Genomic DNA, 25,023 nt, shown 5'->3' with positions numbered 1-25,023 from the left:
CTCCCTCGTTCGCGACTACTCGGTGACCAGCTCGGCGGGCATGTCGATGCCGTAGAGCTGGGATGCGTTGCGCCACAGCAGCTTCTCGCGCTGCTGGGCGGTGAGCGTGGACGGCAGCCCGTCGATGTCGCCGCAATGCCAGTGCGGATAACTGGAGCCGAACAGCACCATGTCCTCCTTGCCGGTGAAACCGAGCCACTCGGAGGCGAATGCGGTGTCGCCGGGCCCGTCGAGGCTGCCGTGGACGAAGAACACGTGACCGGGCAGGTACTCGCTCGGCATCCGTGGCGCCCACGGCGTCTGCTCCAGGTGCGGTCTGCCGAAGGTGTCCATCCGCCAGGAGAACGGGGTGAGCAGGTCGGCGGCGCCGTCGGCCCAGACGAACCGCAGGCGCGGCAGCCGCTCGAACACGCCCTCGGCGATCATGTTCATCAGGTGGTAGACGTAGTTCAGCGCCATGAACCCGAGGTACTGCTCATAGGTCCTGGTGTGCCCGGACGGCGTGGGCGGGAAGCCGATGCTCTCGCCGGTCTCGATGTGCGCGGCCACCGGCAGCCCGGCCTCGGCCGCCGCCTCCCACAGCGGCCAGAACTGCGGCTTGCCGTAGAGCTCTCGCGACTGCAACGGGACACCGACCTGGACGACCCGGGGATGTTGCGCCCACTTGCGGATCTCGCGCAGCGCGCCCTGGATGTCCTCCGGATTCACCCGAATGGTGCCGCGGTACCTGGACGCGTACGCGCCGGAATCCAGCCAGCGCGACACCATCATCTCGTTGTGCGCGGCCAGCACCGCCGTGGTCAGATGCCGGTCCGGCAGGATGCCCCTGGTCATGGGATGCAGAATCGCGACGTCGACGCCACGCATTCCGAACAGCTGCTCGCCGACGACATCCGGGTCCGACGCCGGATACCCGCGGTCGGGCCCGCGCGTCCCCTTGGCGTACTCCCCGCCGGGGGCGCCGTACCAATCCATCTCGGCGTCCGGAATGCCACGGCTCTTGAACGGCTCGCGCAGGAAGCCGCGCATGTCGTCGTTCGAGGCGAAGAAGATGTGCACGCCGGCGTCGATGACGGGTGTGCTCGTGCCGTCGGAAAGCGTTCTCATGCAATGTCTCCCGGAAAGGATCAATCGATCCGCGCGATGTCGGGGCGCTCGGTCACCGGCGCCGCCAATCGCTGTTCGTCGCAGATCCGCTGCAATTTCGCCAAGGTCTGCTCCAGCCCGGGGCCGCGGCGCGGTCCCGGAGTGAAGGTGGCGGGCAGCTGCCGCATGCCCTGGATGACGCCGATGGTCTCGTAGTGCACGGTCCCCTCGGGATCGCAGCGGTAGTCGGGCATCCGGTCGAGTACGGCCGTGAGCATGGACTTGAACACCGTGCGCGCGACGTTCGACCCGATGCAGCGATGCACGCCGAGCCCGAAGCTGAAGTGGCGATTGCCCCTGCGGTCCAGGACGACCTCGTTCGGATCGGGAAAGATCGCCGGATCCCGGTTGGCCATCGCCCAGGACAGCCACAGGCGCTCACCCTCGCGGAATCGGGTGTCCTCGACGACGAAATCGGCGGCGATGGTGCGCCCGTCGCCCGGGGCGGGCGTGAAGTAGCGCAGGAACTCCTCGGTGGCCGAGTCGAGCAGGGTGTCGCGCTCCCGGCTGAGCAGATCACGCTGGTCGGGGTGCTCCGAGAGCCACTCCAGGGCGTGCGCGGTGAGCGCGGTGGTGGTGTCGAATCCGCCGCCGATGATCAGGCCGAGCATGCCGAGCAGTTCGAGATCCGGCGCGGGTGCGCCGTCGATGCGCAACTCGGTCAGCGCGTGCACCAGTCCGGGCCGTGGGTTCTGCTTGATCTCGGCCAGGTTGGTCAGGAGATCGATGCCCATCGCCCGGTGCATCTCGGCCACGCGCGCCGCGTCGGGGGAGTCCTCCGGCGTGTACACCGAGGCGTGCACCGGCTCGCTGTAGACCGACCACTGCCGCAACGGGATGCCGAGCATGGCCAGGGTCAGCACGGCCGGGACGACGTTGGCGAGGTCGTCGACGAAATCTATGCGGCCGCTCTCGATCTTCTCGTCCAGCGCGGCGCGCACGATCTCGGCGATGACCGGCTCCCAGCGCCGGACCGCCGCGGGGGAGAGGTAGGGGTTGAGCACCTGACGGTAGAGGCGGTGCTCGGGATCGTCCATCTCGAGCATCCCCCCGCGCACCACCTGCGCGCGCCGGGCGGGCGGAATCGATATTCCCTGATAGCCCTTGCGTTCTCCGTGCAGATCGTGGTCGTTGGAGACGTGCGGGCAGCGGGCGAGTTCGAACACCGCGTTGCCGCCGCTGGCCACCCAGTGACCGTCGTAGGTGTCGCTCCAGGCGATCGGGCACTTCGCGTGCAGTTCGTCGGTGATCTCCTGGAACCGGTGGCGGTATTCCGGCGTGTGCCGGTCGAAGTGATACCGGTTCTTCTTGCGGTCCTCGTCGGCGACCACGTCGTCAATGCTCACAATGGTGTTCCTCTGCTGCTCACGGGATCCGGTGTGCCCGCACGGCGACTGGAGCACGCTTCGTTCCTTCGCGGCCGCCGCGGGTCCGGCGCGTCGATCGGATGCGGTGGTCGCGCCACCTCAGGTAGCCGGTGTGCAGCCGCAGGCCGGTGACGTATCGGGCCTGCGGCTGCGTCCCGGTCCGCGTGCGGCGATGAACGCGACCCCGTCCCCTCGGCACGTCCCACAGCTGAACCTTCCGTTCTCTTCGGCGGCCGCCCGGTGACGACGGATCGCGCGTCTGCCGGACCGCAGGTGGCGCGGTGCGCCGGAAACGGCATGCGGTCCGTCTGCCGGGAACTTGCCGAGGTCGGCGCGGCCGGGCTGATGCCGGGCGCACACTCGGCCAAGTGGGCTCGCCCGTCGTCTCACCTACAAGAATGATACTTACTTTTAATGAGAACGGTACTCTACGCAAAGTTGGACCGCAAGGTGGGCTCTGACCGGCGTGACTCGCTCCCTGTGGCCGCGGATAACGGCTGCTTCCCGGGCGGATCGGATCCCCTGTGGAAGCTTCCGGGCGATTGAAGCGGCACTACTCTCTTGGCGGAAGTGCAAAACATCTCGTGCGGGCGGGATTGCCACATCTTCGTTTTGAGAATAACATTCTTCTCATATGTAAATGGAAGTCTCCCTGCTTCCACGCGCCCGTCGCGTTCGGCTCGGCCGAGTGGAACCGGCACGGCGCAGGCCAACTTCCGTTCACGCGAGAGGAATCCGCGCAGTGGCTTCGCAGCAGCAACGATCCGAGCCTGCGCCGGACGCCGAGGTCGACGTCGTGGTCCTCGGCAGCGGCGCCGCCGGCCTGACCGCGGCGCTCACCGCGGCGGTGCACGGTGCGTCGGTGGCGGTCTTGGAGAAGGCGGCGACCGTCGGAGGGACCAGCGCGGTGTCGGGCGGCATCGCGTGGATTCCCGCCCACGACCGCTGCGCCGACGGGCCGCTGAGCGTGGCCGACGCGCTGAGCTACCTGCACGCCCAGTCGCTGGACTCGATGGACGACGAACTGGTCGAGGTCTTCGTGCGCACCGGCGCCGCGATGGTCGACTTCGTCGAGGCGCACAGCGGTGTGCGCTTCGAGATCGCCGAAGGATTTCCCGACTACAAGCCGGAACTGCCCGGCGGCAGGCCGGGCGGCGGCCGGTCGCTGAGCCCGGCCGCCTTCGATCCGGCCCGCCTCGGAGTGTGGCGCGACCGCATCACCTCCTTCCCCGCGGACTGGAGCAACGTCGGATTCGACGCCGAGACCAGGGCCAGGCTGCACGCGGCCGCCGGTGCCGAATCGGCCGATCTCTGCGTGGCCGGAACCGCCCTCGTCGCCGGCTTGCTCGCGGGCGTGCTCGACGCCGGAGTGGTGCCGCGCACCGGGACGAGGGCCACCGAGCTGATCGCCGCGAACGGCGCCGTCACCGGAGTCAGGATCGCCACGGCCGCCGGTGAATCCACAGTGCGGGCGCGCAACGGTGTCATCCTGGCGACCGGCGGGTTCGAGTGGGATCCGCAGCTGGTGCGGTCCTATCTGCGCGGCCCGATGCGCGGCGCGGTGTCCCCGCCGAACAACACCGGAGACGGGCTGCGCATGGCCATGGCGCACGGCGCGGAACTCGGCACGATGAGCGAGGCCTGGTGGGTGCCGATCGTGCGGATTCCGGGCGACACCATCGACGGCAAGCCGCGCAGCCGCAGCGTGCGCCTGGAGCGGACGCGCCCGCGCAGCATCATGGTCAACCGGGCCGGCAAGCGGTTCGTCAACGAGGCCTCGGAGTACAACTCCATGGCGGGCGCCTTCCACTATCTCGATCCAAGGGGCGGCTACGTCAACGATCCGGGCTGGATCGTCTTCGATGCCGTCCATTTGCGGCGGTACGGCTTCCTCGGTGTCGCACCCGGCGATCCGGTGCCCGAATGGTTCTGCGAATCACCGGATCTGGCCGCGCTCGGCGCGAAGACCGGCATCGATCCGGCCGGTCTCGCCGCGACCGTCGCCGCATGGAACCGCGCGGTCGCCGACGAGATCGATCCCGAGTTCGGGCGTGGCTCGAGCGCCTACGACGGGTGGTGGGGTGACGAGCGCGCCGCCACCGTCGCCGGTCGCACGCTCGGCCCGATCGACACCGCTCCGTACTACGCGGTGCCGGTCACCGTCGGGGCGATGGGCACGAAAGGCGGCCCGCGCACCGACCGGGACGGGCGCGTGCGGCACGTCGGCGGGGCGGTCGTTCCCGGGCTGTTCGCCGCGGGCAACGCGATGGCCGGCGTGACCGGCCGAGCCTACGGCGGCGCGGGCGGAACCATCGGCCCCGCGATGGTGTGGGGCTTCCGGGCCGGATACGCCGCTGCCACCGGCAAATCGGCCGAGATCTGAGCACGGAGGTAACGAGTTGCCGGAATTCGAGAGCATCTGGAGCGATCTGCAAGGCGTCCCCTTCACCCAGGGATACCTGGACGCCGGCGGCGTCCGAACCCGCTACCTGCACGCGGGGGATCCGGCCGACCCGGCTCTGGTTCTGCTGCACGGGTCCGGTGGGCATGCCGAAGCCTATGTGCGCAATCTGGAGTCGCACGCCGCGCACTTCTCCACCTGGGCGATCGACATGCTGGGACACGGCTACACCGACAAGCCGGGGCATCCGCTGGAGATCGCGCACTACGTCGAGCACGTCATCGGTTTCCTCGACGCCGTGGGCGTGCGCCGCGCCCGCCTCAGCGGGGAATCGCTGGGCGGCTGGGTGGCCGCCCGCCTCGCGATCGATCATCCGGATCGCGTCGACCGCTTGGTGCTCAACACCGCCGGCGGATCGCAGGCGGATCCGGAGGTGATGCGGCGCATCGTCACGCTGTCGATGGCGGCCGCCGCCGATCCCACCTGGGAGACGGTGCGGGCCAGGATCAAGTGGCTGATGGCCGACAAGTCGAAGGACTACGACGATGTGGTGGCCAGCAGGCAGCGCATCTACCGGCAACCCGGCTTCGTCGCCGCCATGCGCGACATCATGGCGTTGCAGGATCCGCAGATCCGGCGGCGAAACCTGTTGGGGCCGCAGGACTACGGCAGGATCACCGCGCCGACCCTCGTGCTGTGGACCAGTGACGACCCCACCGCCGACGTCGGCGAGGGCAGGCGGATCGCGTCGATGATCCCCGGCGCGCGCTTCGAGGTTCTGCCGGACTGCGGGCACTGGCCGCAGTACGAGGACGCCAAAGCCTTCGACGCCCTGCACCTCGACTTCCTGCTGGGCGGCTGACCGTGTCCGAACACCGTGACTCCGCCGCGCCGGGCGCCACCGACGTCGACGTGCTCGTCGTCGGCGCGGGCCCGGTGGGTCTCACGCTGGCGAACATGCTCGGCATGTACGGGGTGCGCACCCTGGTGGTCGAGGAACGTCCGACCCTCATCGACTACCCGCGCGGCGTGGGCCTGGACGACGAATCACTGCGGACGTTCCAGGCGATCGGGCTGGTCGATCGCATCCTGCCGCACACCACCCCGAACCAGATCATGCGTTTCGTCGACGCGCGGCGCAGGCTGCTGGCCGAGATCGCGCCCACCGACGAGCAATTCGGCTGGCCGAAACGCAATGGATTCGTCCAGCCGCTGGTCGACGCCGAACTGCTCGCGGGACTGGACCGGTATCCGCAGGTGGAGGTGGCCTGGGGGACAGCTATGACCTCCTGCGCCGACTCCGGCGATCGGGTGACGGCGGCACTCGACGGCGGCGCCGGGCCGTCCACCGTGACCGCCCGGTACCTGGTGGGTTGCGACGGCGGGCGCAGCGCGACGCGCCGGGAGATGGGCGTCTCCTTCGACGGCACCACCTCGCCGACCCGCTGGCTGGTGGTCGACCTCGCCTCGGATCCGCTGGGACACCCCAATATCGAGGTCGCCGCCGATCCGGCCCGGCCGAACGTGTCGGTATCGATCGCGCACGGAATCCGGCGCTTCGAGTTCATGATCCACGACGACGAGCCCGACGAACTGGCCGAGGACCCGGCCTTCGTGGCGAAGATGGTGGCGCCGTTCGTGCCGTATCCCGAGCGGCTGGAGGTCATCCGACGCCGGGTCTACACCCATCATTCCCGCATCGCGGGCGCTTTCCGGCGCGGGCGGCTGCTACTGGCTGGCGACGCCGCGCATTTGATGCCGGTGTGGCAGGGGCAGGGCTACAACAGCGGCATCAGGGACGCGGCGAACCTCGGCTGGAAACTCGCCGCGGTCGTCCGGGGGCAGGCGGGCGAAGCCCTGCTCGACAGCTACGACTCCGAACGGCGCAAGCACGCCAGGGCCATGATCGATCTGTCGACGCTGGTCGGCCGGGTGATCTCGCCGACCGATCGCAAGGTCGCGGCGGCGCGTGACGCGCTGGTGCGCGCGGCGGCCGCGATTGCGCCGGTTCGAAAGTACGTGCTGGGCATGCGGTTCAAGCCGATGCCGCGCTACGAGCGCGGGGCGGTGGTGCACGACTGGTCCCGGTCGCCGAAGTCGGCGGTCGGCACGCTGTTCGTGCAGCCGCGGGTGGATACCAGGGAACGCGCCGACGTCCTGCTCGACGAGGTGCTCGGGCCGTGGTTCGCCGTGCTGTGCTGGAACAACCGCCCTCGCGCCGTCCTCGGTGCGACGGCGTTCGATCGGTGGAAATCTCTGGGCGCCAAGTTCTTCGAACTCCGTCCCTCCGCACAGATGCACTGGACCGGCCACGACGACCCCGACGTCGTCGTGATCGGCGACCGCACCGGCGCGCTGAAACGCTGGTTCGACGCCCAGCGCGACTCGGTGCTGTTCCTGCGGCCCGATCGCTGCGTCGCGGGCGCGTCCATCGCGCAATCGGCGCCGGAACTGAGCGCGGACCTGCTCGACACCCTCTATTCGCCGCAGGGAGGAAACGATGCCGCTGGCCGTGTGCTGCGTCTCGCACAGCCCCCTTCTTGATCTTCCCGGACCCGATCCGGAGGTGCTCGCGGACATCGAGTCGGCGCTCGACGAGGCGGCGCGGTTCGTGCGGGCCTTCGATCCCGAAGTGGTCGTGGTGTTCGCGCCCGACCACTACAACGGGTTCTTCTACAAGCTCATGCCGCCGTTCTGCATCGCAGCGGCGGCTGCCGGGGTCGGTGACTACGGCACGCACGCCGGGCCGCTCGACGTGCCGGCCGGACTGGCGACCGAACTCGCCGAGGCGGTTCTCGCGGCCGGTGTCGATGTCGCCGTCTCGCTCGCGATGGACGTCGATCACGGGACGGTGCAGCCCTTGCAGCGGTTGCTCGGGTCAGCGACGGCGCGCCCGGTGGTTCCGATCTTCGTCAATTCGGTAGCCGTTCCGCTCGGCCCGCTGCGCCGCGCCAGGGCGCTGGGCGCGGCCGTCGGCGGTCACTTGTCGACCCTGGGCAAGCGGGTGCTGATGATCGGTTCCGGCGGGTTGTCCCACGACCCGCCGGTGCCGGCCTTGGCCACGGCCACCGGGCCCGTGCGGGAGCGGATCGTGCACGGCGGGCGCATGACCGCCGAGCAGCGAAACGCGCGGCAGCAGAGGGTGATCGAAGCGGCGCGCGAGTTCGCCGCCGGGCGCGGCGGGCTCCAGCCGCTCAATCCCGAATGGGATCGGCGGTTCCTGCGAATCCTCGACGACGGACGGCTCGAGGAGTTCGACGACTGGACCAACGCGCGGATCACCGCCGCGGCGGGCAACTCCGCGCACGAGGTGCGCACCTGGGTCGCCGCGTTCGCGGCGCTCGCGGGGCAGGGCCCGTACCGGACCACGGTGCGCTACTACCGGTCCGCGCCCGCTCTGATCGCCGGATTCGCCGTGCGCGCCGCCGTCGCGGACCAGGACAACGATTCGACCGCCAGGAGGCGAGCGTGACATCCGAACCGATCGGCGTGCCCTCCGGAGCAGGCGATGTCGACCATACCGTCGACGTTCTGGTCGTCGGCTCCGGCGGCGGCGGGCTGACCGCCGCCCTCGCCGCCGAGGCCGCAGGACTGTCGGTCCTCGTGGTCGAGAAAGCGGCCCACTACGGCGGCTCCACCGCGCTGTCGGGCGGCGGCATCTGGGTGCCCGGCGCTCCGGCGCAGAAGCGCGACGGCTACGCGCCGGATCCGGAGGGCGTGGTCGAGTACCTGCGCGCGATCACCGAGGGCTTGGTCGGCGACGCGCGCCTGCGGGCCTACGTCGCGACGGCGCCGCGGATGATGGAATTCCTCGAGCAACGCAGCGCCTGGCTGCGCTTCGTGTGGAAGCCGGGTTACGCCGACTACTACCCGGAACTGCCCGGTGGTTCGGCGCAGGGCAGCACCATCAACGTGCCGCCGATCGACCTGCGCAGACTCGGCGACGAAGAGCAGAACCTGCTGCGTCCGCTGGCCCTGGCCCCGAAGGGGATCTGGCTGGGACCCAAGGATTTACGGCTGTTCTACCAGGTACGTCAATCCTGGCGCGGCAAAGCCGTGCTGGTGAAGCTGGTGTGGCGGATGTTCCGCGCCAGGGTGTTCGGCGACCGGATCGCCGCCATCGGTCAGTCGCTGGTGGCCCGGCTGCGCCTCGCCCTGCGCGAGCGCGACATTCCGCTGTGGCTGAACGCGCCGATGACCTCCTTGCTCACCGGAGCCGACGGCGCCGTGGTCGGCGCGGTGGTGGAGCGCGACGGACAGCCGCTGCGCATCAGGGCCGAGCGCGGCGTGATCCTGGCGACCGGCGGCTTCGACCACGACATGGCCTGGCGCAAGGAACATCAGCCGGTCGTCGAGCAGGACTGGAGTTTCGGCAACCCGGCCTCCATGGGCGACGGCATCCGCGCCGGACAGCAGGTCGGCGCGGCCACCGACCTGCTGGACGAGGCGTGGTGGTTCCCCGCCATCCACTGGCCCGACGGACGCCTGCAATTCATGCTCAACGAGCGCATGATGCCGGCCCAGTTCATCGTCAACGGCGCGGGCGAGCGGTACATCAACGAGGCCGCGCCGTACATGGATTTCGGTCACGCGATGATCGAGGGACAGAAATCGGGGATCACGCACATCCCGAGCTGGCTGATCACCGACGAGCGCTCCTGGCGGCGGTACGTCGTCGCCGGACATCTACCGCTGCCGAAGATCCCGTTCGCCCCGGTGCCGACCGGGCGGAAGATCCCGCGGGCCTGGCTGGACTCGGGTGTCGTCGTGGCCGCGAACTCGTGGACGGAACTGGCCGCGAAGATCGGCGTGCCCGAGGACCGGCTGCGCGCCACCGCGAAGCGCTTCGACGAACTCGCGCGCACCGGCCACGACGACGACTTCCAGCGCGGCGACAGCGTGTACGACAACTACTACGGCGATCCCACGCTGCCCAACCCCAACCTGCGTCCGCTGGGCAAGCCGCCGTACTACGCGTTCCGGATCATCCTCGGCGATCTGGGCACCTCCGGCGGCCTGCGCACCGACGAGCACGCCAGGGTGCTCCGGTCCGACGGCACCGTCATCGGTGGTCTGTACGCCGTGGGCAACACCTCCGCGGCGCTCATGGGCCGCAGCTACGCCGGAGCGGGCGCGACGATCGGGCCCGCGATGACGTTCGGCTACATCGCGGTCGAGCACCTGGCCGCGAGTGCCGCGGCGGCGCAGCACACCGAATCGGCCCGCAACGGCTCGACGTTCGATTCCATCGGAGGAAGTAAATGAAGATATCCCTGTTCTACGAATTCGCGCTGCCGCGGCCGTGGGTCCCCGACGACGAGCGACTGCTGTTCCAGGAGGGTCTGGCGGAGGTGGAGGCCGCCGACAAGGCCGGGTTCTCCACCGTCTGGCTGACCGAGCACCATTTCCTCGAGGAGTACTGCCATTCGACGGCGCCGGAGATCTTCCTCGCCGCCGCCAGCCAGCGGACCGAGAACATCCGGCTCGGTTTCGGCGTCATGCACCTGCCTCCGGCGATCAATCATCCCGCGCGCGTCGCCGAACGTGTCGCCACCCTCGACCTCATCTCCGACGGGCGCGTGGAATTCGGCACCGGTGAGTCGTCGTCGGTGGGCGAACTCGGCGGGTTCGGCATCGATCCGGCCGACAAGCGCGCGCAGTGGGAAGAGGCGCTGGAGGTGTCCATCCGCTGCATGATCGAGGAGCCGTTCACCGGTTTCCAAGGCCAACACATCCAGATGCCCGCGCGCAACGTGATACCCAAGCCGCACCAGCGCGCGCATCCCCCGGTGTGGGTGGCGTGTACCCGGCCTTCGTCGGTTCAGATGGCGGCGCGGCTGGGCGCGGGCGCGTTGAGCTTCGCCTACACGGGCCCGGGTCCGCTGGCGGATCGGGTGCGCGGGTACTACCAGGAATTCGCGGACAAGGCCGAGCCCTGGCTGCCGGTGCTCAATCCGAACATCCTGGCCATCGGCGGCGACCTGTCGATGATGGTCGCGCCCACCGACGAACAGGCTTTGCAGCGCCTCGGGCTCGGCGGCGGATTCTTCTCCTTCGGGATCATGCACTACTACATGACCGGCCAGCACACCCCGGGCCGCACCGGCGTGTGGGAGCGCTACCTCGAGGCCGTCAAGGAGGACGAGACGCTGGCCTACGGTCCGGGTCGCGGCGCCATCGGATCGCCGGGCACCGTGCGCGAATTCCTGCGCGGCTACGAGGAAAGCGGCGTCGACGAGATCATTCTGCTGCTGAATCCGCGCAGCCACGAGGCGACCATGGAGTCGATCGAACTGATGGGCGAGCAGGTGCTGCCGGAGTTCATCGAGCGCGACGAGAAGGCGGTCGCCGCGAAGGCTCGGCGGCTCGAGCCGGTCATCGAGAAGGTCCAGGCACGGCGCAAGCCGTTGCCCTCGCTCGCGTTCGACGAGAACTACGCGTTCGGCGGCCTGCCAACGGGCCGGGGCGGCAGCTTCACCGCGAGCGAGATTCCCGAAGCGATGGCCGAGATCAACGAGGGCCGGGTGCAGGCCGCGCAGCGCGCCAAGGAAGAAGCGCAGTGATCCCCGGCCCGTGCGGTCGCGCCGCGCGCCGCGACCGCACGGGCGGAGTCGGACGAGATGGGAGACGGACCAGATGCCCGAAGTCGGACGAGCCGATGAGCTGTGGCGTTACGACGGCAAACGGGTCGTGGTGACCGGTTGCTCCTCCGGGATCGGCGCCTGCGTGGCCCGCCAGGTCACCGAACTCGGCGGGCGGGTGGCCGGGCTCGATCTGGTGGAGCCCGCCGCCGATGTCGCGGAGTTCCACCGGGTGGACATGGCCGACGCCGCGTCGATCGACCGGGCCGTCGCCGCCCTCGGCGGACCCGTCGACGCGCTGTTCAACGTCGCGGGCGTCTCCTCGGGCATCGGCGACCCGATCCGCGTGGTCACGATCAATTTCCTCGGCCTGCGGCAGTTCACCGCGGCGCTCGCGCGCACGATGCGGCCCGGCGCCACGATCGCCAGCGTGTCCTCGCTGGCGGCGGCCGGATATCTCGAGCACCGCGAACAAGTCGGCGGCCTGCTGGACACCGCGGACATGGCGGCCGGAATCGCCTGGTGCGAGGCGCATCCCGACGCTCTGGCCGACGGCGGATACCGGCTGTCGAAGGAAGCGATCATCTACTACACGATGCGCAACGCCGTCGCACTCGGTGCGCGCGGCATCCGGATCAACTGCACCGGTCCCGGCGTCACGCGGACACCCATCCTGGAGCAACTGCGCTCGGCGTACGGCCCGGACTATCTCGACACCATCCCCAAGCCGCTGGGCCGGGTCGCCGAACCGGCCGAACAGGCGGCCGCCTTGCTGTTCCTCAACAGTCGGGCGGCGAGTTACGTGACCGGCCAGGTGCTGTGGGTCGACGGCGGGAACGTGGGCGCCCGCATCGCCGGCGTGGCCCGGTCATGACCGGTGGAAGACCGGCGATCAGCGTGAAAGGACAGGCATCGTGGCCACTCTGACGGAATTCCGGCGCGTCGCCGACGGTGTGCGGAATTGGGGCCGCTGGGGCGCGGCCGACGAACTCGGCACGCTCAACTTCATCACCCCGGACAAGGTCGCCCACGCGGCGAGTCTCGTGCGGCACGGACGGGTGTTCCCGCTCGGCGTCGACTTCGGCTCGTCCGGACCGCAAGGGGCGTTCAAGTTCCGGCACAACCCGGTCCACGTGATGACCGTGGACGGCGGTGACGCGCGCACTTTGACCGAGTACGGCCCGAAGTGGCTGCGCAACAGTGTCGGACGCGAACTCAGCGCGTTCTTCGAGGACAACCCGTTCCGCTTCAACGACGACCTGATCATCATGCCGTTGCAGGCGGCGACCCAGTGGGACGCGCTGTCGCACGTCTACTACGACGACCACCTGTACAACGGCTTTCCGGCGAGTTCGGTCACCAGCCTCGGCGCGTACCACTGCGGGATCGACAAGGTCGACGGCAAAGGCATCACGACCCGCGCCGTGCTGCTGGATCTGGTGCGTCACCGACGCGCCGACACCTTCCTCGCGGCGGGTGACCCGATCACTCCCGGCGAGCTGGACGAGGTCGCCGCGGCGCAGGGAGTCGACGTCGGCCGCGGCGACATCGTGCTGATCCGCACCGGGTGGTGGGCCCGCTTCCTGGAGGCGGGCGACGGCACGGAACCGTACTCGGGCCTGGACTGGCGCTGCGCCACCTGGCTGCACGAACGTGAGGTCGCCGCCGTCGCGGCGGACAACCTCATGGTCGAGGACCCGGTGTCCGGGGTGGACGGCACCTTCCTGCCGCTGCACATGCTGTGCCTGCGGGACATGGGCCTGATGCTCGGCGAGTACTGGGATCTCACCGCGCTCGCGGCCGACTGCGCCGCGGACGGCGTCTACGAATTCCAGTTGGTCGCACCGCCTTTGCGCGTGGTCGGCGCCGTCGGATCGCCCGTCAACCCGATCGCCATCAAGTAGGGACACACAGGAAAGCACGAGGTTCCGGTCATGACCGCAGGCACGAGAAGTGCGACCGCCACCGAGGTGGCCGGCGACGGGCGGCCGTTCGTCGTCGGCATCGGCGGCACGTTGCGGGCGGGCTCGTCGACGGAGCAAGCGCTGCGGCACTGCCTTGCGGCGGTGCGGCGTCACGGCGGACGCACCGCGCTGTTCTGCGGCGAGGAGATCAACCTGCCGATGTACAACCCGCACGACCCGGCCCGCACCGAGAAGGCGGTCGCGCTGGTCGAGGCGCTGCGCCGCGCGGACGCGGTGATCATCGGCTCGCCCGGATACCACGGCGGCGTCTCCGGCCTGGTGAAGAACGCCCTCGACTACATCGAGGACCTGCGCGGGGACGCGACGGTGTACCTGGACAACAAACCGTGGGGCTGCATCACCTGCGCCTACGGCTGGCAGGCTGCCGTGGGAACGCTCGGCCAGCTGCGGGTGATCGGCCACGCGTTGCGCGCGTGGCCCACCCCGCTCGGCGTCGCGATCAATTCCGCCGAGCCGATCTGGGATGCCGACGGCACGCTGACCGACGAGGCCGTCAGCGCCCAGCTCGAGCTGCTCGCCACGCAGGTGCTCACCTTCGCTCCGGCCGGCGGGGCGCGCGCATGACCGCCGCGCCCAGGACGACCGGCCGGACGAGGGTGGCCGAGGCGACGGCCGCCCTGCGGGCCGGGCGGATGATCCTGGTGCTCGGGGAGACGAGCGACGGGTGCCGGGGCGATCTGGTGATGGCCGCGCAGCGCGTGACGGCCGAAGCGGTCAATGCCATGGCGAGCCTCGGATGCGGGCTCATCCACGTCTCGATGCGCGCGGCGGCCCTCGATGCCCTCGGGATACCCCCGGCCGACCCCGCCGCCACCGGCCCGGATCGCGATCTGTTCCGCGTGTCGGTGCGACTGGCGGGCGCCGAGGCCGACGGTGTGCGGGCCTCCCGCCGCGCGCAGACGGTTCGCGCACTGGCCGACCCGGCCAGCACACCGAGCACGTTCGCCCGGCCCGGACACGTCTTCCCGCTCGGCTGCGCCGCCGGTGGCGTGCTGTCGGTACCCGCCTGCCCGGAGGCCGCGGTGGACTTGGCCGAGCTGGCCGGAATGGCGCCTGTCGGGGTGCTGTGCGAAGTCTGCGGGGCCGACGGCGAACAGGCCGGGCGCTCGCAGCTGCTCGCGCTCGGTCGCGACCACGGGCTGCCCGTGGTGTCCATCGACGATCTGGTCGCCTATCGCAAGCGTGAGCTGTGCCGGGTGCGTCGGCGAGGCGTCGCGCGCATTCCGCTGCCGATGGGGGAGTTCCGTGCGGTCGGCTTCACCGACGGGCTGGACCGCGCGCACGTCGCGTTCGTCCACGGTGATCCGGCCGCGGACGTCGCGCCGCTGGTGCGCCTGCATTTCGAATGCCTGGCCGGTGACGTCTTCGGTTCCCGGCGCTGCCGGTGCCGGGGCGCGCTGGATCGTGCGCTGGATCGGATCGCGCGCGACGGCAGCGGCGTGCTGGTCTACATCCGCGCGCGCACCACCGCCGTACGCGACACACTGCGCGCCTGCCGGGCCGACGGGGAAAGCGGTAGCGCCGAAGCGCAGCGTCACAGCGACCTGCAATCGGCATTCGACATCCTCGACGCGCTCGCCGTGCGTGAGATCCGATTGCTGTGCGACGCGGGGGAGGCCGCTGTCGAGCCGGAGCGCGCGCATCGTCGCGCGAATCCCGTTGACCCACAGCGCTCGTCACCCAGACGCGGAAACGCTCGTGACGCCGCGCGCGGGTGACCGGATCGGGAGCCTCCCGTGATCGCGCAGCGCAGAACCGTCGTGGTGGACGGCTCCAGCACCGCGTATCTCGAGGCGGGAACCGGCGAACCGGTCGTGCTGCTGCACGGCGGCGAATTCGGCGCCAGCGCGGAACTGGGCTGGGAGTACACCATCGACGCGCTCGCCCGCCGCTATCGGGTGCTGGCGCCGGACATGCTCGGCTTCGGCGAGTCGGCGAAGGTGATCGACTTCAACGACGGACGCGGCCTGCGTATCCGGCACATCGCACGCTTCCTCGCGACGCTCGGCATCGAGTCGGCGCATTTCGTCGGCAATTCCATGGGGGCGATCAACCTGCTCGTCGACGCGACGTCCACCGCGCCGAAGCTGCCGATGCGCAGCCTGGTCGCGATCTGCGGCGGCGGTGCGATCCAGCGCAACGAGCACATGCGAGCGCTCTACGACTACGACGCCACGTTCTCCGGAATGCGCGCCGTCGTCCGGGCGCTCTTCCACGCGGAGTCCTACCCCGCCGACGACGGCTACGTGCGGCGGCGCTACGAATCGAGCATCGCCCCCGGAGCGTGGGAGGCATTGGCGGCGGCGCGTTTTCGCCGTCCCGGCGCCGAGGCGCCGCCCGCCCCGTCGAACGAGCGGGCTTACGAGCGCATTCGCGTGCCCTGCCTCGTCGTCGAAGGCGCACGCGACAAGCTGCTGCCCGCGGGGTGGGCCGCGGCGATCGCGGCTCGCGTCCCGCACGGACGATCCGCCGTCGTACCGGACGCCGGGCACTGTCCACAGATCGAGCAACCGGACGTCGTCAACGACCTGCTGCTGGCGTTCCTCGGCGGGCAGGCGGGCCGGGCCCGCGAGTCCGAAGACGCACCGGACCTGCCGGACTCGGCCGGACCGAAACGAAAGGAAATGAAGGCATGACCGACGAATTGGCGGGCAAGGTCGCCATCGTCACCGGCGGAGCGTCGGGGATCGGCAGCGCGACGGTGGCGCGGTTCGTCGCCGAAGGCGCCCGCGTGGTGGTCGCCGACGTGGATCGTGAGCGCGGTGCGGCCTCGGTGGCCTGCTACGGCGCGGCGGCGGTGTTCGAACAGGTCGACGTCGCCGACCCGGCCCAGGTCGAGCGGCTCGTGGACCGGGCGGTGCGGACCTTCGGCGGGTTGGACGTGATGTGCAACAACGCCGGTATCTCCGGCACCATGCACAAGAGCCTGCTGCACGACGACCTCGCCGACTTCCACCGGGTGCTCGGGGTGAACCTGCTGGGGGTCATGGCGGGCACCCGCTTCGCGGCCAGGCATATGGCCGAGCACGGCGGCGGCTCGATCGTCAACGTGTCCTCGGTCGGCGGCATCCAAGCGGGTGGGGGAGTGCAGAGCTACCGGGCGTCCAAGGCGGCGGTGGCGCACTTCACCAAGTCGGCGGCGATCGAACTGGCGCAGTTCGGCATCCGGGTCAACTGCATCGCGCCGGGCAACATCCCGACACCGCTGCTCGCCTCGTCGGCGAGGAAGATGTCCGCCGAGCTCAGCGAGCGGTTCACCAAGGCGGTGCGCGAGTCGATGGAGGCCGATCGCCCGTTGCCGCTCGACGGCACACCCGAGGACGTGGCGGAGGTCGCGGTGTACTTCGGCGGCGACCGGTCGCGGTACGTCACCGGAACCGTGCTGCCGGTGGACGGCGGCACGGTCGCGGGCAAACCGCTGCGACCGCGCAGGAAGCCGGCCGAGCCGTCCGTCGCGGCGGGCCCACGATGATCCGCCGCACCGGAGTTCTCGTCGTCGGCGCCTCGGCAGCGGGCCTGGCCACCGTGGAAGCGCTGCGCCGGGGCGGGTACCGGGACCCGATCGCACTGCTCGGCGCCGAGCCGCATCTGCCCTACGATCGTCCCCCGCTGTCCAAGCAGATCCTCTCCGGCGCTTGGCGGCCCGAGCGCACCTTGCTGCGCGAGCCGCGCCGACTGGCCGAACTCGATGCCGGCATCGTCCTCGGCACCCGCGCCGTCGCCCTCGACGTCGCCGCCCGCACCGTGCACACCGCGACCGGTTCCGTGGCTGCCGAGCACATCGTGATCGCCACCGGGGCAGTGCCGCGAATGCTGCCCGCGCCGCCCGGATTACGCGGCGTCCATGTGCTGCGCACGCTCGACGACGCGCTCGCGCTGCGCGCGGATCTGGCTGTCCGTTCGCGCGTCGTCGTGGTGGGCGACGGCGTCCTGGGCGCGGAAATCGCGGCCACCGCAGGGCAATCCGGCCACGAGGTCACGATGACCGGCCCCCAGCGCGCCCCGATGGCGGCTCAGCTCGGCGATCTCGCCGCGGGCCTGCTCGCCGGCCTGCACACCGGCAACGGCGTCCGCCTGCGGCTCGGCGTCGGCGTCTCCCGCCTCACCGACCGCGGCGGCGAGGTCACCGGCGTCGTCCTGGCGAACGCCGAGACGCTGCCCGCGGATCTGGTCGTGGTCGCGATCGGCGCGGTGCCCGCCACCGACTGGCTCGCAGGCAGCGGGCTCTCGCTCGCCGACGGCGTGGTCTGCGACGCGCGATGCCGTGCCGCCGAGGGCGTCTACGCGGTCGGTGACGTCGCCCGGTGGGAACATCCGGTCCTCGGAAGGACCCTGCGCCTGGAGAACCGTACGAACGCGACCGAGCAAGCAGCGGCGGTGGCTGCCGACATTCTCGGCGCGCGGCGGGCGTATCAGCCGATCCCGTACTTCTGGACCGATCAATTCACCACGAAGATCCAGGTGCACGGCGTCATCACGGCCGGGGCTGTGGCCACGGTCGTCGACGGCGACCCGGACGAAGGACGGTTCGTCGCGCGCTTCGAGCAGGGCGGGGACGTCACCGCGGTGCTGGGCTGGAACATGCCCAAGCAGGCCAGGATGCGGCGGCAGGAGTTGGCGCGAGCGCACGCCCTGCTCGCTTCGCCACCCACCCCCGCTCACTCCCCGTAGAAAGAAGGTCCCCGATGAAAGTGACTGTCGACCAAGTCAAGTGCGTCGCGGCCGGGCACTGCGTCATGCACGCGGCCGACGTGTTCGACCAGCGCGACGAGGACGGCATCGTCGTCCTGCTCGACGCCGACCCGCCGGACGAACTCGCCGATGACGTGCGCCAGGCCGCGGCGGTCTGCCCGGCCATGGCCATCCACATCGAGGAATGAACCGGCGGTTCGCGGTTCTTCCGTCCCGATCACCCCAGGAGTGAACAGTGTCCGAAGCATCGACCGATACGACAGCCTCCGCCACGGAGGTTCCCGACTATCCCATGCCCAGGTCGACCGGATGCCCGTTCGCGCCGCCGCCCGAGGCGTTGCGGCTCGGGCGCGCCAAACCGCTCAACCGGGTCCGGATCTGGGACGGCAGCACGCCCTGGCTGGTCACCGGCTACGCCGAGTTCAAGGCACTGATGTCGGACCCGAGGGTCAGCGTGGACGACCATCGTCCCGGCTTCCCGCACTGGAACGAGGGCATGGCCGCGATCGTGGACAGCAGGCCGAAGTCGCTGTTCACCACCGATGGCGAGGAACACAGCCGGTTCCGGCGGATGCTGACCAAGCCGTTCACCTTCAAGCGGGTGGAAGCGCTGCGGCCGGTCATCCAGCGGATCACCGAGGAGCACATCGACCGGATGCTGGCCGGACCGCGACCGGCCGACCTGGTCGAGGCGCTGGCGCTGCCGGTGCCGACGTTGATGATCAGCGCGATGCTCGGCGTGCCGTACGAGGACCACGAGTTCTTCCAGCGGCACGCGACCGTCAACGTCGACCGGTACGCGACCAAGGAGCAGGCCGCCGAGGGCCGCGCGGGCCTGGCGCGGTATCTGGTCGACTTGGTGAAGAAGAAGCTGGACGATCCCGCCGAGGACGTGGTCTCCGACATCGCCGAGCGGGTCCGCGCCGGTGAGATCGATATGAAGGAGGCCGCCCAGCTGGGCACCGGCCTGCTGATCGCGGGGCACGAGACGAGCGCGAACATGATCTCGCTCGGGGCCCTCGCCCTCATGCGCAACCCCGATCAGTTCGCGTTGCTGCGCGATACCGACGATCCGAAGATCGTCGTCAACGCGGTCGAGGAATTGCTGCGGTACCTCAGCATCATTCAGAACGGCCAGCGCCGTGTCGCGGTCGGGGACATCGAGATCGCGGGGGAGACCATCCGGGCCGGGGACGGCCTGATCTTCGACCTCGCGCCGGCGAATTGGGACGAGAAGGTCTGGCAGCAGCCGGACCGGCTGGACCTGCGCAGACCCGCCGCCGCGCACCTCGGGTTCGGTTTCGGTCCGCACCAGTGCGTCGGGCAGCAATTGGCCAGGGCCGAACTGCAGATCGTCTTCCGCACGCTGGTGCGGCGAGTTCCGACGCTGCGCTTGGCGATTCCGTTCGATGAGGTCCAGTTCAAGCACGACCGGCTCGCTTACGGGGTGTACGAGCTGCCGGTGAGCTGGTAGCGCGCATACCGAATCTCTCTGCCGGAACGCTTGTCTGCGAGTTCATCTCCCGGACCGGTGATGCCCGGCTGCGCGCTGGTCTGCTGCGGCGGATCTGGTACCAGCTGGATTCATACCTTCAGTAATCGTGTTACTCTACGGTAGGTCCGCGGCTGTGACATGTCTCATGCCGAACGGCTATTGCGGCCTGGAACACTCCGGCGACGGTGCCGGGTGGAACCTATGGAGAGTTATCGATGCAACGACAGCAGGGGCAGTCTCGATCGAGGTGGGGGCGGTGGGCCGTCCCGGTGGCGGCGGCGCTGGCCGTAGCTTGCGTCACGACGGTGGCGATGGTGGACACGCAGGAGGCGGCCGCCTCTCCGGTCGGTGACTTCTACCTTGCGCCCGCTCAGGTTCCCGCCGAGCGTGGGGCGATCATCAAGACCGGGCCGATGGCTTTGTTCGCGGCTCCGCCCACGGCCGAAGGGTGGCCGGGTAAGGCGCAGCACGTCATGTACACCTCGCGGTTGCAGGACGGGTCGCCGGTCGCGGTGTCGGGGACGTTCATCGATGCCACCGGGCCGTGGCAGGGGCCCGGCCCGCGTCCGACCGTTGTCATCGGTCCGGGAACCTCGGGGCAGGGCGACCGCTGTGCGATGTCGGTGGCCTTCTCGACCGGATTGGCGCTGTTCGACGACCCGTCGCCGGGGTTGTCGGCGAACCAGGAACTGCCTGCCTCGGCGCTGTGGAGCGGGCTGGGCGCGCGGGTGTTGGTGACCGACTACATCGGACTGGGCACGCCGGGTATCCACACCTACGCCAACCGGATCGAGCAAGCCCATGCCGTGCTCGACGGTGTGCGCGCGGCCCACAATCTGGCGGGCGTCGGGCCGGAGACCCCGGTGGTGTTGTGGGGCTACTCGCAAGGCGGCGGTGCGACCGCGGCCGCGGCGGAGATGCAACCGGACTACGCGCCGGAATTGAATCTCAAGGGCACCTGGGCGGGCGGGCCGGTCGCGGACCTGGCCGCGATCCTGGAACGGATCGACGGCTCGCTCATCAGCGGCGCCATCGGATTCGCCATCAACGGTCTGCTCGCGCGGTACCCCGAACTGCAGAAGGCCGTCGACCGGGTGACCAGTCCCGCCGGGCGCGCGATGCTCGCGGCGCTGAGCGATGAGTGCATCGGTGACATCATCACTCGCCACGCGTTTTTGCGGACCGGTTCGATGACCAACGACGGCCGCTCGCTGACCGAGCACTTGGCCGAGATCCCCGAGGCCGCCCCCGTGCTGGCCGAAATGCGCGTCGGCAATCTGACCCCGAAAACGCCGGTGCTGATCACCAGCGGCTTGAACGACGACACCGTCCCCTACGGCCAGGCTCGCCGGCTCGCCGAAGATTGGTGCGCGAAAGGCGCAACGGTCACCTTCCGTACAAACGACCTGCCGCCGATCCTGCCCGGCGCGACCATCCCGAACCACTTCGGGCCCGAGATGATCGACGGATTCGGCCCCGACAACGCGGTCACCTACCTGCTCGACCGCCTGGCCGACAAACCCGTTTCCGGCTGCGCCATCGACTGAACCTGTCTCCATCGGGAACCGCGCGGGCCCCGCATCCGACCGCCATCGGATACGGGGCCCGTTTTCGTGATCTATATGAGAATGTCAATCTTGCAATCGGAGAAGATGAGTTGCATCAGCAGATTGGCAGATTTACACTGGCAGAACTCCCACAACTCGGTCTTCGGCTGATCTCGTACGCACCACCGAGGACGATGAAGTTCCCGCGAGAGGCGAAACCCTGTGACGACCAGCGCGGCCAGCGACGTCTATTACGACCCGTACGACGTCGAACTCAACGCCGATCCCTATCCGATGTTCAAGCGGCTCCGCGAAGAGATGCCGCTGTACTACAACGAGAAGCACGACTTCTACGCGATCAGCCGCCACGCGGATGTCAACGCGGCGTTGCTGGACCCGGGTACCTACAGTTCGGCGCGCGGCGCGATCATCGAGTTGATCAAGGCGGGCATCGAGATCCCGCCGGGCGTATTGATCTTCGAGGATCCGCCGATCCACGAGATCCATCGCGGACTGCTGTCGCGCATGTTCACCCCGCGCAAGATCCGCGCGCTGGAGGACAAGATCCGCGAGTTCTGCGCGCGCAGCCTCGATCCGCATGTCGGCACCGGGCGGCTGGACTTCATCGCCGACATCGGCGCGCAGATGCCGATGCGCACCATCGGCATGCTGCTGGGCATTCCGGAAGAGGACCAGGAGACCATCCGCGACTTCGCGAACGCGCAGATGCGCACCGAGGAGGGCAAGCCGATGAAGGCGGCCTCCGAAGGCATGGTCGGAGGCGACATCTTCGCCGCCTACATCGACTGGCGGGCCGAGCATCCCTCCGACGACATCATGACCGAGCTGCTCATCGTGGAGTTCGAGGACGAGACCGGCACGGTGCGCCGACTGCGCCGGGAGGAATTGCTCACCTACGTGAACGTGGTGTCCGGCGCGGGCAACGAGACCACGACCCGCCTGATCGGCTGGGCGGGCAAGGTTCTGGCCGAGCATCCCGACCAGCGGCGCGAGCTGGTGGAGAATCCGCGGTTGATTCCCAACGCGGTGGAGGAACTGCTGCGATTCGAACCGCCCGCCCCGCACGTGGCGCGGTACGTGACCCGCGATGTCGAGGTGCACGGCCGGACCGTGCCGGAGGGCAGTGCGATGATGATGCTCATCGGGGCGGCCAACCGGGACCATCGCCAGTTCCCGCCGGACGGCGACGTCTTCGACATCCACCGCGACACCCGCCAGCACCTGTCGTTCAGCGTGGGCACGCACTACTGCCTCGGATCGGCGCTGGCTCGCCTCGAGGGGCGGATCGCGCTGGAGGAGATTCTCGCCCGATTCCCCGAATGGGAGGTGGATTCGGCCGCGGCGAGACTCTCGCCCACCTCCACCGTGCGCGGCTGGGAAACGATGCCCGCGTTCACCTCGTAGACAGGATGCCTCGCCGCCAGGCCGCCGGCGTCCCGGCCGCGCCGCACACCGCCGAGGCCAACCGACGGATGTCGAGCGACCGCTCCCGTACCGGCCCGACCGCCGCCACCTGTGATCATCACTCGGCAGAAGTGGCGGCAGGCAACGGTTCTCACGAATCGGCGCTGCGTGCGGCGCTCCACCGTTTCCGCACGACGGCGGTGATCCGGCGTTGTCCGGAGCCGGATGTGGCTGCGCCGTAGGTGCCGAGCAGTATCAGGGCGCAGCCGAACAACTGCAGCGCCGTGGGCCGCTCGTCGAGCACGACAGCGGCCAGGACGAGCGCGCCGATCGGCGTCAGCATGAGCATGGCCGCGCTCACCGTGCTGCTCAGCTGGGCGGTGGCCAGCGCGATCAGCAGCCAGCCGCCGATCTGACCGCACACCGCGGTCAGGGTCAGCCAGCCCAGCGCCGCCCAACCGGGCGTGAACGTGACGCCCGGCCACAGCGCACCCACGGCGGCCGCCGACAGCAGCGCCAGCCGGTAGGACTGGACCACTTGCCCGCTGTGCCCGCCGTGGCGCAGGAGGTAGAGGAACCCCGAGTAGCACAACGCGGCGAGGACGGCGTGGATCGTTCCCTGTACCGGCGCGCTGCCGGAGGCCCCGGTCTCGAAGACGCCACCAGTGAGCAGGATGCCCGCCACCAGGATCGGCGACACGACGAGGAACGCGCCGCGAATCGGCTCGCGATCGATGAGCAGCGCCAGCAGCGGAACGATGACGACCTGCGCGTTCACCAGCACCGCCGTCAACCCGGCGCCGACCTCGTAGATCGCTTGCGTCCACAACAGCGCGTCCGCGGCGAACAGCGCACCGGCCGTCACCGCGACCGCGGCCTGCCGCCGCGACAGCGCACCCTCTCGTCGGCGTTCACCACGGGCCGACGGCCACAGCAACGGCAAGGCGAGCGCACAACGGAAGAACGTGGCGGTAGCCGGTGCGGCGCCCGACAGCCCGATGAAGATCCCCGAGGTGGCGACGCCGAGCGCGCCCACGGCCATCGCCGACCGTGGCCGCGCCCGGGCCGCGTGGGACACCGCTCCCAGGATGCGCTGCGGCAGCGAAGTATCGGGCATCGGCCGACGCTACAACCGGCGAATCCGGGAAGCACGCGAATATCTCCGCCGGGCCAGGACCGAGTCACCGCTTCGGATACGGCACGGTGTCGTGCTGAGATTCGGTGTGAATCCTTTGTCGACGGCCGGTCCTCTCATAGCTGTGCCGACAACCGGGTCGGCACGCAATCGAGGAGGTCGTTGTGATCATTGCCGCCATCGCTGTCGCCGCCGTACTGGTCGGCTGGTGCAGCGTGACCCTGCTGCGCCGCCGGAGCCGCTCCCGTGACTGACCTGACCTGGCCCGACGAGCAATTGGTGAGCGCGGCGCGGGAAGGCGACGCCGCGGCGATCACCACACTGGTATCGGGCTCCTACCCGCATGTGCGCCGCTTCGCCCATACCCTGTGCGCCTCCGCCGAGGACGCGGAGGACGCCGCGCAGGAGGCGCTGATCATCCTCTACCGCAAGATCGGGACCTTGCGGGCCTCCGGCGCGCTGGCGTCCTGGATGTTCCGCATCGTCCGCAACGAGTGCCTGCGGCAGTGGCGCATGATGACCCGGCAGCACGAACCGATACCGGAGGGCGCCGTGGCTTCCGCGGAGGAAGAGGCGGTGCGGCGGCTGGAAGCAGGCCGGGTGGCTGCGGTGATCGCCGCGTTGCCCGCCGACCAGCGGCGGGTGCTGATCATGCGCGACGTGCAGGGCTACAGCGGCCGCATGGTCGCGGGCATGCTCGGGCTCAGCGTCGCGGCGATGAAGTCACGGCTGCACCGCGCCCGGGCGACGGTCCAGCAGGAGCTGCGGGCCACACCGTGGTCGGCTCAGGAGAGGAGCGAACGAAATGCCTGACGAGCGGAGTTTCGCCAGCGCCTCCGTGCCCCGGCATCTGGCGCGCGGTGTCGCGGGCTTCGGCGCACTCATCGGCGCGGTCGCCTTGTTGCCGGTATTCGGGGCGTTCAGCTTGCTGCTCGCACCGGTCGGTCTGCTCGCCTTGCGCGGATGCCCGACCTGCTGGGTGATCGGCTTGATCCAGACCGTGTCGCGGGGACGGTTGCGGCGTACGTGCGCCGACGGGCAGTGCCGATTGACCAGTGCCGGGCACGATCCGGCCGAGCACGTGACCAGCCTTCGCGCACCCGGCTCGGCGTTGCCGCTCTCGACTCATGGCGCCGGTGGCCGGTCGCCGCGCGATGTGTCGCCGCCGGACGGAGGCAGCCGTCGAGCGTCGTGACAGGGCCACGCGGTCATCGAGCTGCGGGTCGGTCCTCGCGCTGGCTTGCGGCAT

At 69.8% G+C, this 25,023-nt stretch carries 22 protein-coding genes; 19 read left to right on the top strand and 3 right to left on the bottom strand.

Annotation, left to right across the window (positions count from 1 at the left end; translation table 11 throughout):
* Positions 1-15: 15 nt before the first annotated feature.
* Complete coding sequence (locus tag ACH49X_RS18340) at positions 16-1,107, bottom strand: amidohydrolase family protein (RefSeq protein WP_357205794.1); 1,092 nt, start codon at positions 1,105-1,107, stop codon at positions 16-18.
* Positions 1,108-1,127: 20 nt separating this feature from the next.
* Positions 1,128-2,492 carry a cytochrome P450 gene (locus ACH49X_RS18335; RefSeq protein ID WP_357103226.1) on the bottom strand — a complete coding sequence of 455 codons (1,365 nt, stop codon included), beginning with the start codon at positions 2,490-2,492 and terminating at the stop codon, positions 1,128-1,130.
* Positions 2,493-3,255: 763 nt separating this feature from the next.
* Here ACH49X_RS18335 and ACH49X_RS18330 point away from each other — a divergent pair.
* The 17 genes from ACH49X_RS18330 (at position 3,256) to ACH49X_RS18250 (ending at position 22,639) form a co-directional block, all read left to right on the top strand.
* On the top strand, positions 3,256-4,896 hold the full coding sequence (locus tag ACH49X_RS18330) for an FAD-dependent oxidoreductase (RefSeq protein ID WP_357205791.1): 1,641 nt from the start codon (positions 3,256-3,258) through the stop codon (positions 4,894-4,896).
* A gap of 16 nt (positions 4,897-4,912) precedes the next feature.
* Positions 4,913-5,776, top strand: coding sequence for an alpha/beta fold hydrolase (locus ACH49X_RS18325; protein ID WP_195079144.1), 864 nt, complete (start codon positions 4,913-4,915; stop codon positions 5,774-5,776).
* Entirely contained in the window at positions 5,773-7,458 is a 1,686-nt protein-coding gene (locus ACH49X_RS18320; RefSeq protein ID WP_397070408.1) for a bifunctional 3-(3-hydroxy-phenyl)propionate/3-hydroxycinnamic acid hydroxylase, read from the top strand. The genes ACH49X_RS18325 and ACH49X_RS18320 overlap by 4 nt, the downstream gene beginning before the upstream one ends.
* On the top strand, positions 7,415-8,386 hold the full coding sequence (locus ACH49X_RS18315; protein ID WP_357205785.1) for a 3-carboxyethylcatechol 2,3-dioxygenase: 972 nt from the start codon (positions 7,415-7,417) through the stop codon (positions 8,384-8,386). Before ACH49X_RS18320 ends, ACH49X_RS18315 begins: the two co-directional genes overlap by 44 nt.
* Positions 8,383-10,179 (top strand): FAD-binding protein, encoded by a 1,797-nt coding sequence (locus ACH49X_RS18310; protein ID WP_357205782.1) that lies wholly within the window; start codon positions 8,383-8,385, stop codon positions 10,177-10,179. Before ACH49X_RS18315 ends, ACH49X_RS18310 begins: the two co-directional genes overlap by 4 nt.
* Positions 10,176-11,477, top strand: coding sequence for an LLM class flavin-dependent oxidoreductase (locus tag ACH49X_RS18305; RefSeq protein WP_195079147.1), 1,302 nt, complete (start codon positions 10,176-10,178; stop codon positions 11,475-11,477). The genes ACH49X_RS18310 and ACH49X_RS18305 overlap by 4 nt, the downstream gene beginning before the upstream one ends.
* 73 nt (positions 11,478-11,550) lie before the next feature.
* Positions 11,551-12,369 (top strand): coniferyl-alcohol dehydrogenase, encoded by an 819-nt coding sequence (locus ACH49X_RS18300; RefSeq protein ID WP_357103206.1) that lies wholly within the window; start codon positions 11,551-11,553, stop codon positions 12,367-12,369.
* A gap of 40 nt (positions 12,370-12,409) precedes the next feature.
* Positions 12,410-13,399 (top strand): cyclase family protein, encoded by a 990-nt coding sequence (locus ACH49X_RS18295; RefSeq protein WP_195079149.1) that lies wholly within the window; start codon positions 12,410-12,412, stop codon positions 13,397-13,399.
* Between the two features lie 30 nt (positions 13,400-13,429).
* Entirely contained in the window at positions 13,430-14,044 is a 615-nt protein-coding gene (locus ACH49X_RS18290) for an NADPH-dependent FMN reductase (RefSeq protein ID WP_195079150.1), read from the top strand.
* Positions 14,041-15,198 carry a 3,4-dihydroxy-2-butanone-4-phosphate synthase gene (locus ACH49X_RS18285; protein WP_357205779.1) on the top strand — a complete coding sequence of 386 codons (1,158 nt, stop codon included), beginning with the start codon at positions 14,041-14,043 and terminating at the stop codon, positions 15,196-15,198. Before ACH49X_RS18290 ends, ACH49X_RS18285 begins: the two co-directional genes overlap by 4 nt.
* An 18-nt stretch (positions 15,199-15,216) precedes the next feature.
* Positions 15,217-16,116 (top strand): alpha/beta fold hydrolase, encoded by a 900-nt coding sequence (locus ACH49X_RS18280; protein ID WP_397070296.1) that lies wholly within the window; start codon positions 15,217-15,219, stop codon positions 16,114-16,116.
* Positions 16,113-16,952, top strand: coding sequence for an SDR family NAD(P)-dependent oxidoreductase (locus tag ACH49X_RS18275; RefSeq protein WP_195079152.1), 840 nt, complete (start codon positions 16,113-16,115; stop codon positions 16,950-16,952). The genes ACH49X_RS18280 and ACH49X_RS18275 overlap by 4 nt, the downstream gene beginning before the upstream one ends.
* Positions 16,949-18,151, top strand: a complete 1,203-nt coding sequence (locus ACH49X_RS18270) for an NAD(P)/FAD-dependent oxidoreductase (protein ID WP_195079153.1) — start codon at positions 16,949-16,951, stop codon at positions 18,149-18,151. Before ACH49X_RS18275 ends, ACH49X_RS18270 begins: the two co-directional genes overlap by 4 nt.
* A gap of 14 nt (positions 18,152-18,165) precedes the next feature.
* Positions 18,166-18,360: a ferredoxin gene (locus ACH49X_RS18265; RefSeq protein WP_195079154.1), complete on the top strand. Its 195-nt coding sequence runs from the start codon at positions 18,166-18,168 to the stop codon at positions 18,358-18,360.
* A gap of 104 nt (positions 18,361-18,464) precedes the next feature.
* On the top strand, positions 18,465-19,646 hold the full coding sequence (locus ACH49X_RS18260; RefSeq protein WP_357205897.1) for a cytochrome P450: 1,182 nt from the start codon (positions 18,465-18,467) through the stop codon (positions 19,644-19,646).
* Between the two features lie 236 nt (positions 19,647-19,882).
* Positions 19,883-21,214: a lipase family protein gene (locus tag ACH49X_RS18255; RefSeq protein WP_357103198.1), complete on the top strand. Its 1,332-nt coding sequence runs from the start codon at positions 19,883-19,885 to the stop codon at positions 21,212-21,214.
* Between the two features lie 222 nt (positions 21,215-21,436).
* Positions 21,437-22,639: a cytochrome P450 gene (locus ACH49X_RS18250; protein ID WP_357205776.1), complete on the top strand. Its 1,203-nt coding sequence runs from the start codon at positions 21,437-21,439 to the stop codon at positions 22,637-22,639.
* 151 nt (positions 22,640-22,790) lie between these two features.
* On the opposite strand, the gene ACH49X_RS18245 is transcribed toward ACH49X_RS18250, so the two are convergent.
* Positions 22,791-23,756, bottom strand: coding sequence for a DMT family transporter (locus ACH49X_RS18245; RefSeq protein WP_357205773.1), 966 nt, complete (start codon positions 23,754-23,756; stop codon positions 22,791-22,793).
* Positions 23,757-24,020: 264 nt separating this feature from the next.
* On the opposite strand from ACH49X_RS18245, the gene ACH49X_RS18240 reads away from it, so the two are divergent.
* Positions 24,021-24,587 carry an RNA polymerase sigma factor gene (locus ACH49X_RS18240; RefSeq protein WP_195079157.1) on the top strand — a complete coding sequence of 189 codons (567 nt, stop codon included), beginning with the start codon at positions 24,021-24,023 and terminating at the stop codon, positions 24,585-24,587.
* Positions 24,580-24,969: a hypothetical protein gene (locus ACH49X_RS18235; protein ID WP_357205771.1), complete on the top strand. Its 390-nt coding sequence runs from the start codon at positions 24,580-24,582 to the stop codon at positions 24,967-24,969. Before ACH49X_RS18240 ends, ACH49X_RS18235 begins: the two co-directional genes overlap by 8 nt.
* Positions 24,970-25,023: the final 54 nt, after the last annotated feature.

Source organism: Nocardia sp. NPDC019323, from assembly GCF_044389845.1.
GTDB classification, from domain to species: domain Bacteria; phylum Actinomycetota; class Actinomycetes; order Mycobacteriales; family Mycobacteriaceae; genus Nocardia; species Nocardia implantans.
This window is presented reverse-complemented; position numbering and strand designations above follow the sequence as displayed.

Coding starts and splice junctions, on each gene's coding strand:
- ACH49X_RS18340 (WP_357205794.1), bottom strand. CDS start 1,107: ATGAGAACGCTTTCCGACGGCACGAGCACACCCGTCATCGACGCCGGC.
- ACH49X_RS18315 (WP_357205785.1), top strand. CDS start 7,415: ATGCCGCTGGCCGTGTGCTGCGTCTCGCACAGCCCCCTTCTTGATCTT.
- ACH49X_RS18305 (WP_195079147.1), top strand. CDS start 10,176: ATGAAGATATCCCTGTTCTACGAATTCGCGCTGCCGCGGCCGTGGGTC.
- ACH49X_RS18300 (WP_357103206.1), top strand. CDS start 11,551: ATGCCCGAAGTCGGACGAGCCGATGAGCTGTGGCGTTACGACGGCAAA.
- ACH49X_RS18290 (WP_195079150.1), top strand. CDS start 13,430: ATGACCGCAGGCACGAGAAGTGCGACCGCCACCGAGGTGGCCGGCGAC.
- ACH49X_RS18285 (WP_357205779.1), top strand. CDS start 14,041: ATGACCGCCGCGCCCAGGACGACCGGCCGGACGAGGGTGGCCGAGGCG.
- ACH49X_RS18275 (WP_195079152.1), top strand. CDS start 16,113: ATGACCGACGAATTGGCGGGCAAGGTCGCCATCGTCACCGGCGGAGCG.
- ACH49X_RS18270 (WP_195079153.1), top strand. CDS start 16,949: ATGATCCGCCGCACCGGAGTTCTCGTCGTCGGCGCCTCGGCAGCGGGC.
- ACH49X_RS18265 (WP_195079154.1), top strand. CDS start 18,166: ATGAAAGTGACTGTCGACCAAGTCAAGTGCGTCGCGGCCGGGCACTGC.
- ACH49X_RS18260 (WP_357205897.1), top strand. CDS start 18,465: ATGCCCAGGTCGACCGGATGCCCGTTCGCGCCGCCGCCCGAGGCGTTG.
- ACH49X_RS18255 (WP_357103198.1), top strand. CDS start 19,883: ATGCAACGACAGCAGGGGCAGTCTCGATCGAGGTGGGGGCGGTGGGCC.
- ACH49X_RS18245 (WP_357205773.1), bottom strand. CDS start 23,756: ATGCCCGATACTTCGCTGCCGCAGCGCATCCTGGGAGCGGTGTCCCAC.
- ACH49X_RS18235 (WP_357205771.1), top strand. CDS start 24,580: ATGCCTGACGAGCGGAGTTTCGCCAGCGCCTCCGTGCCCCGGCATCTG.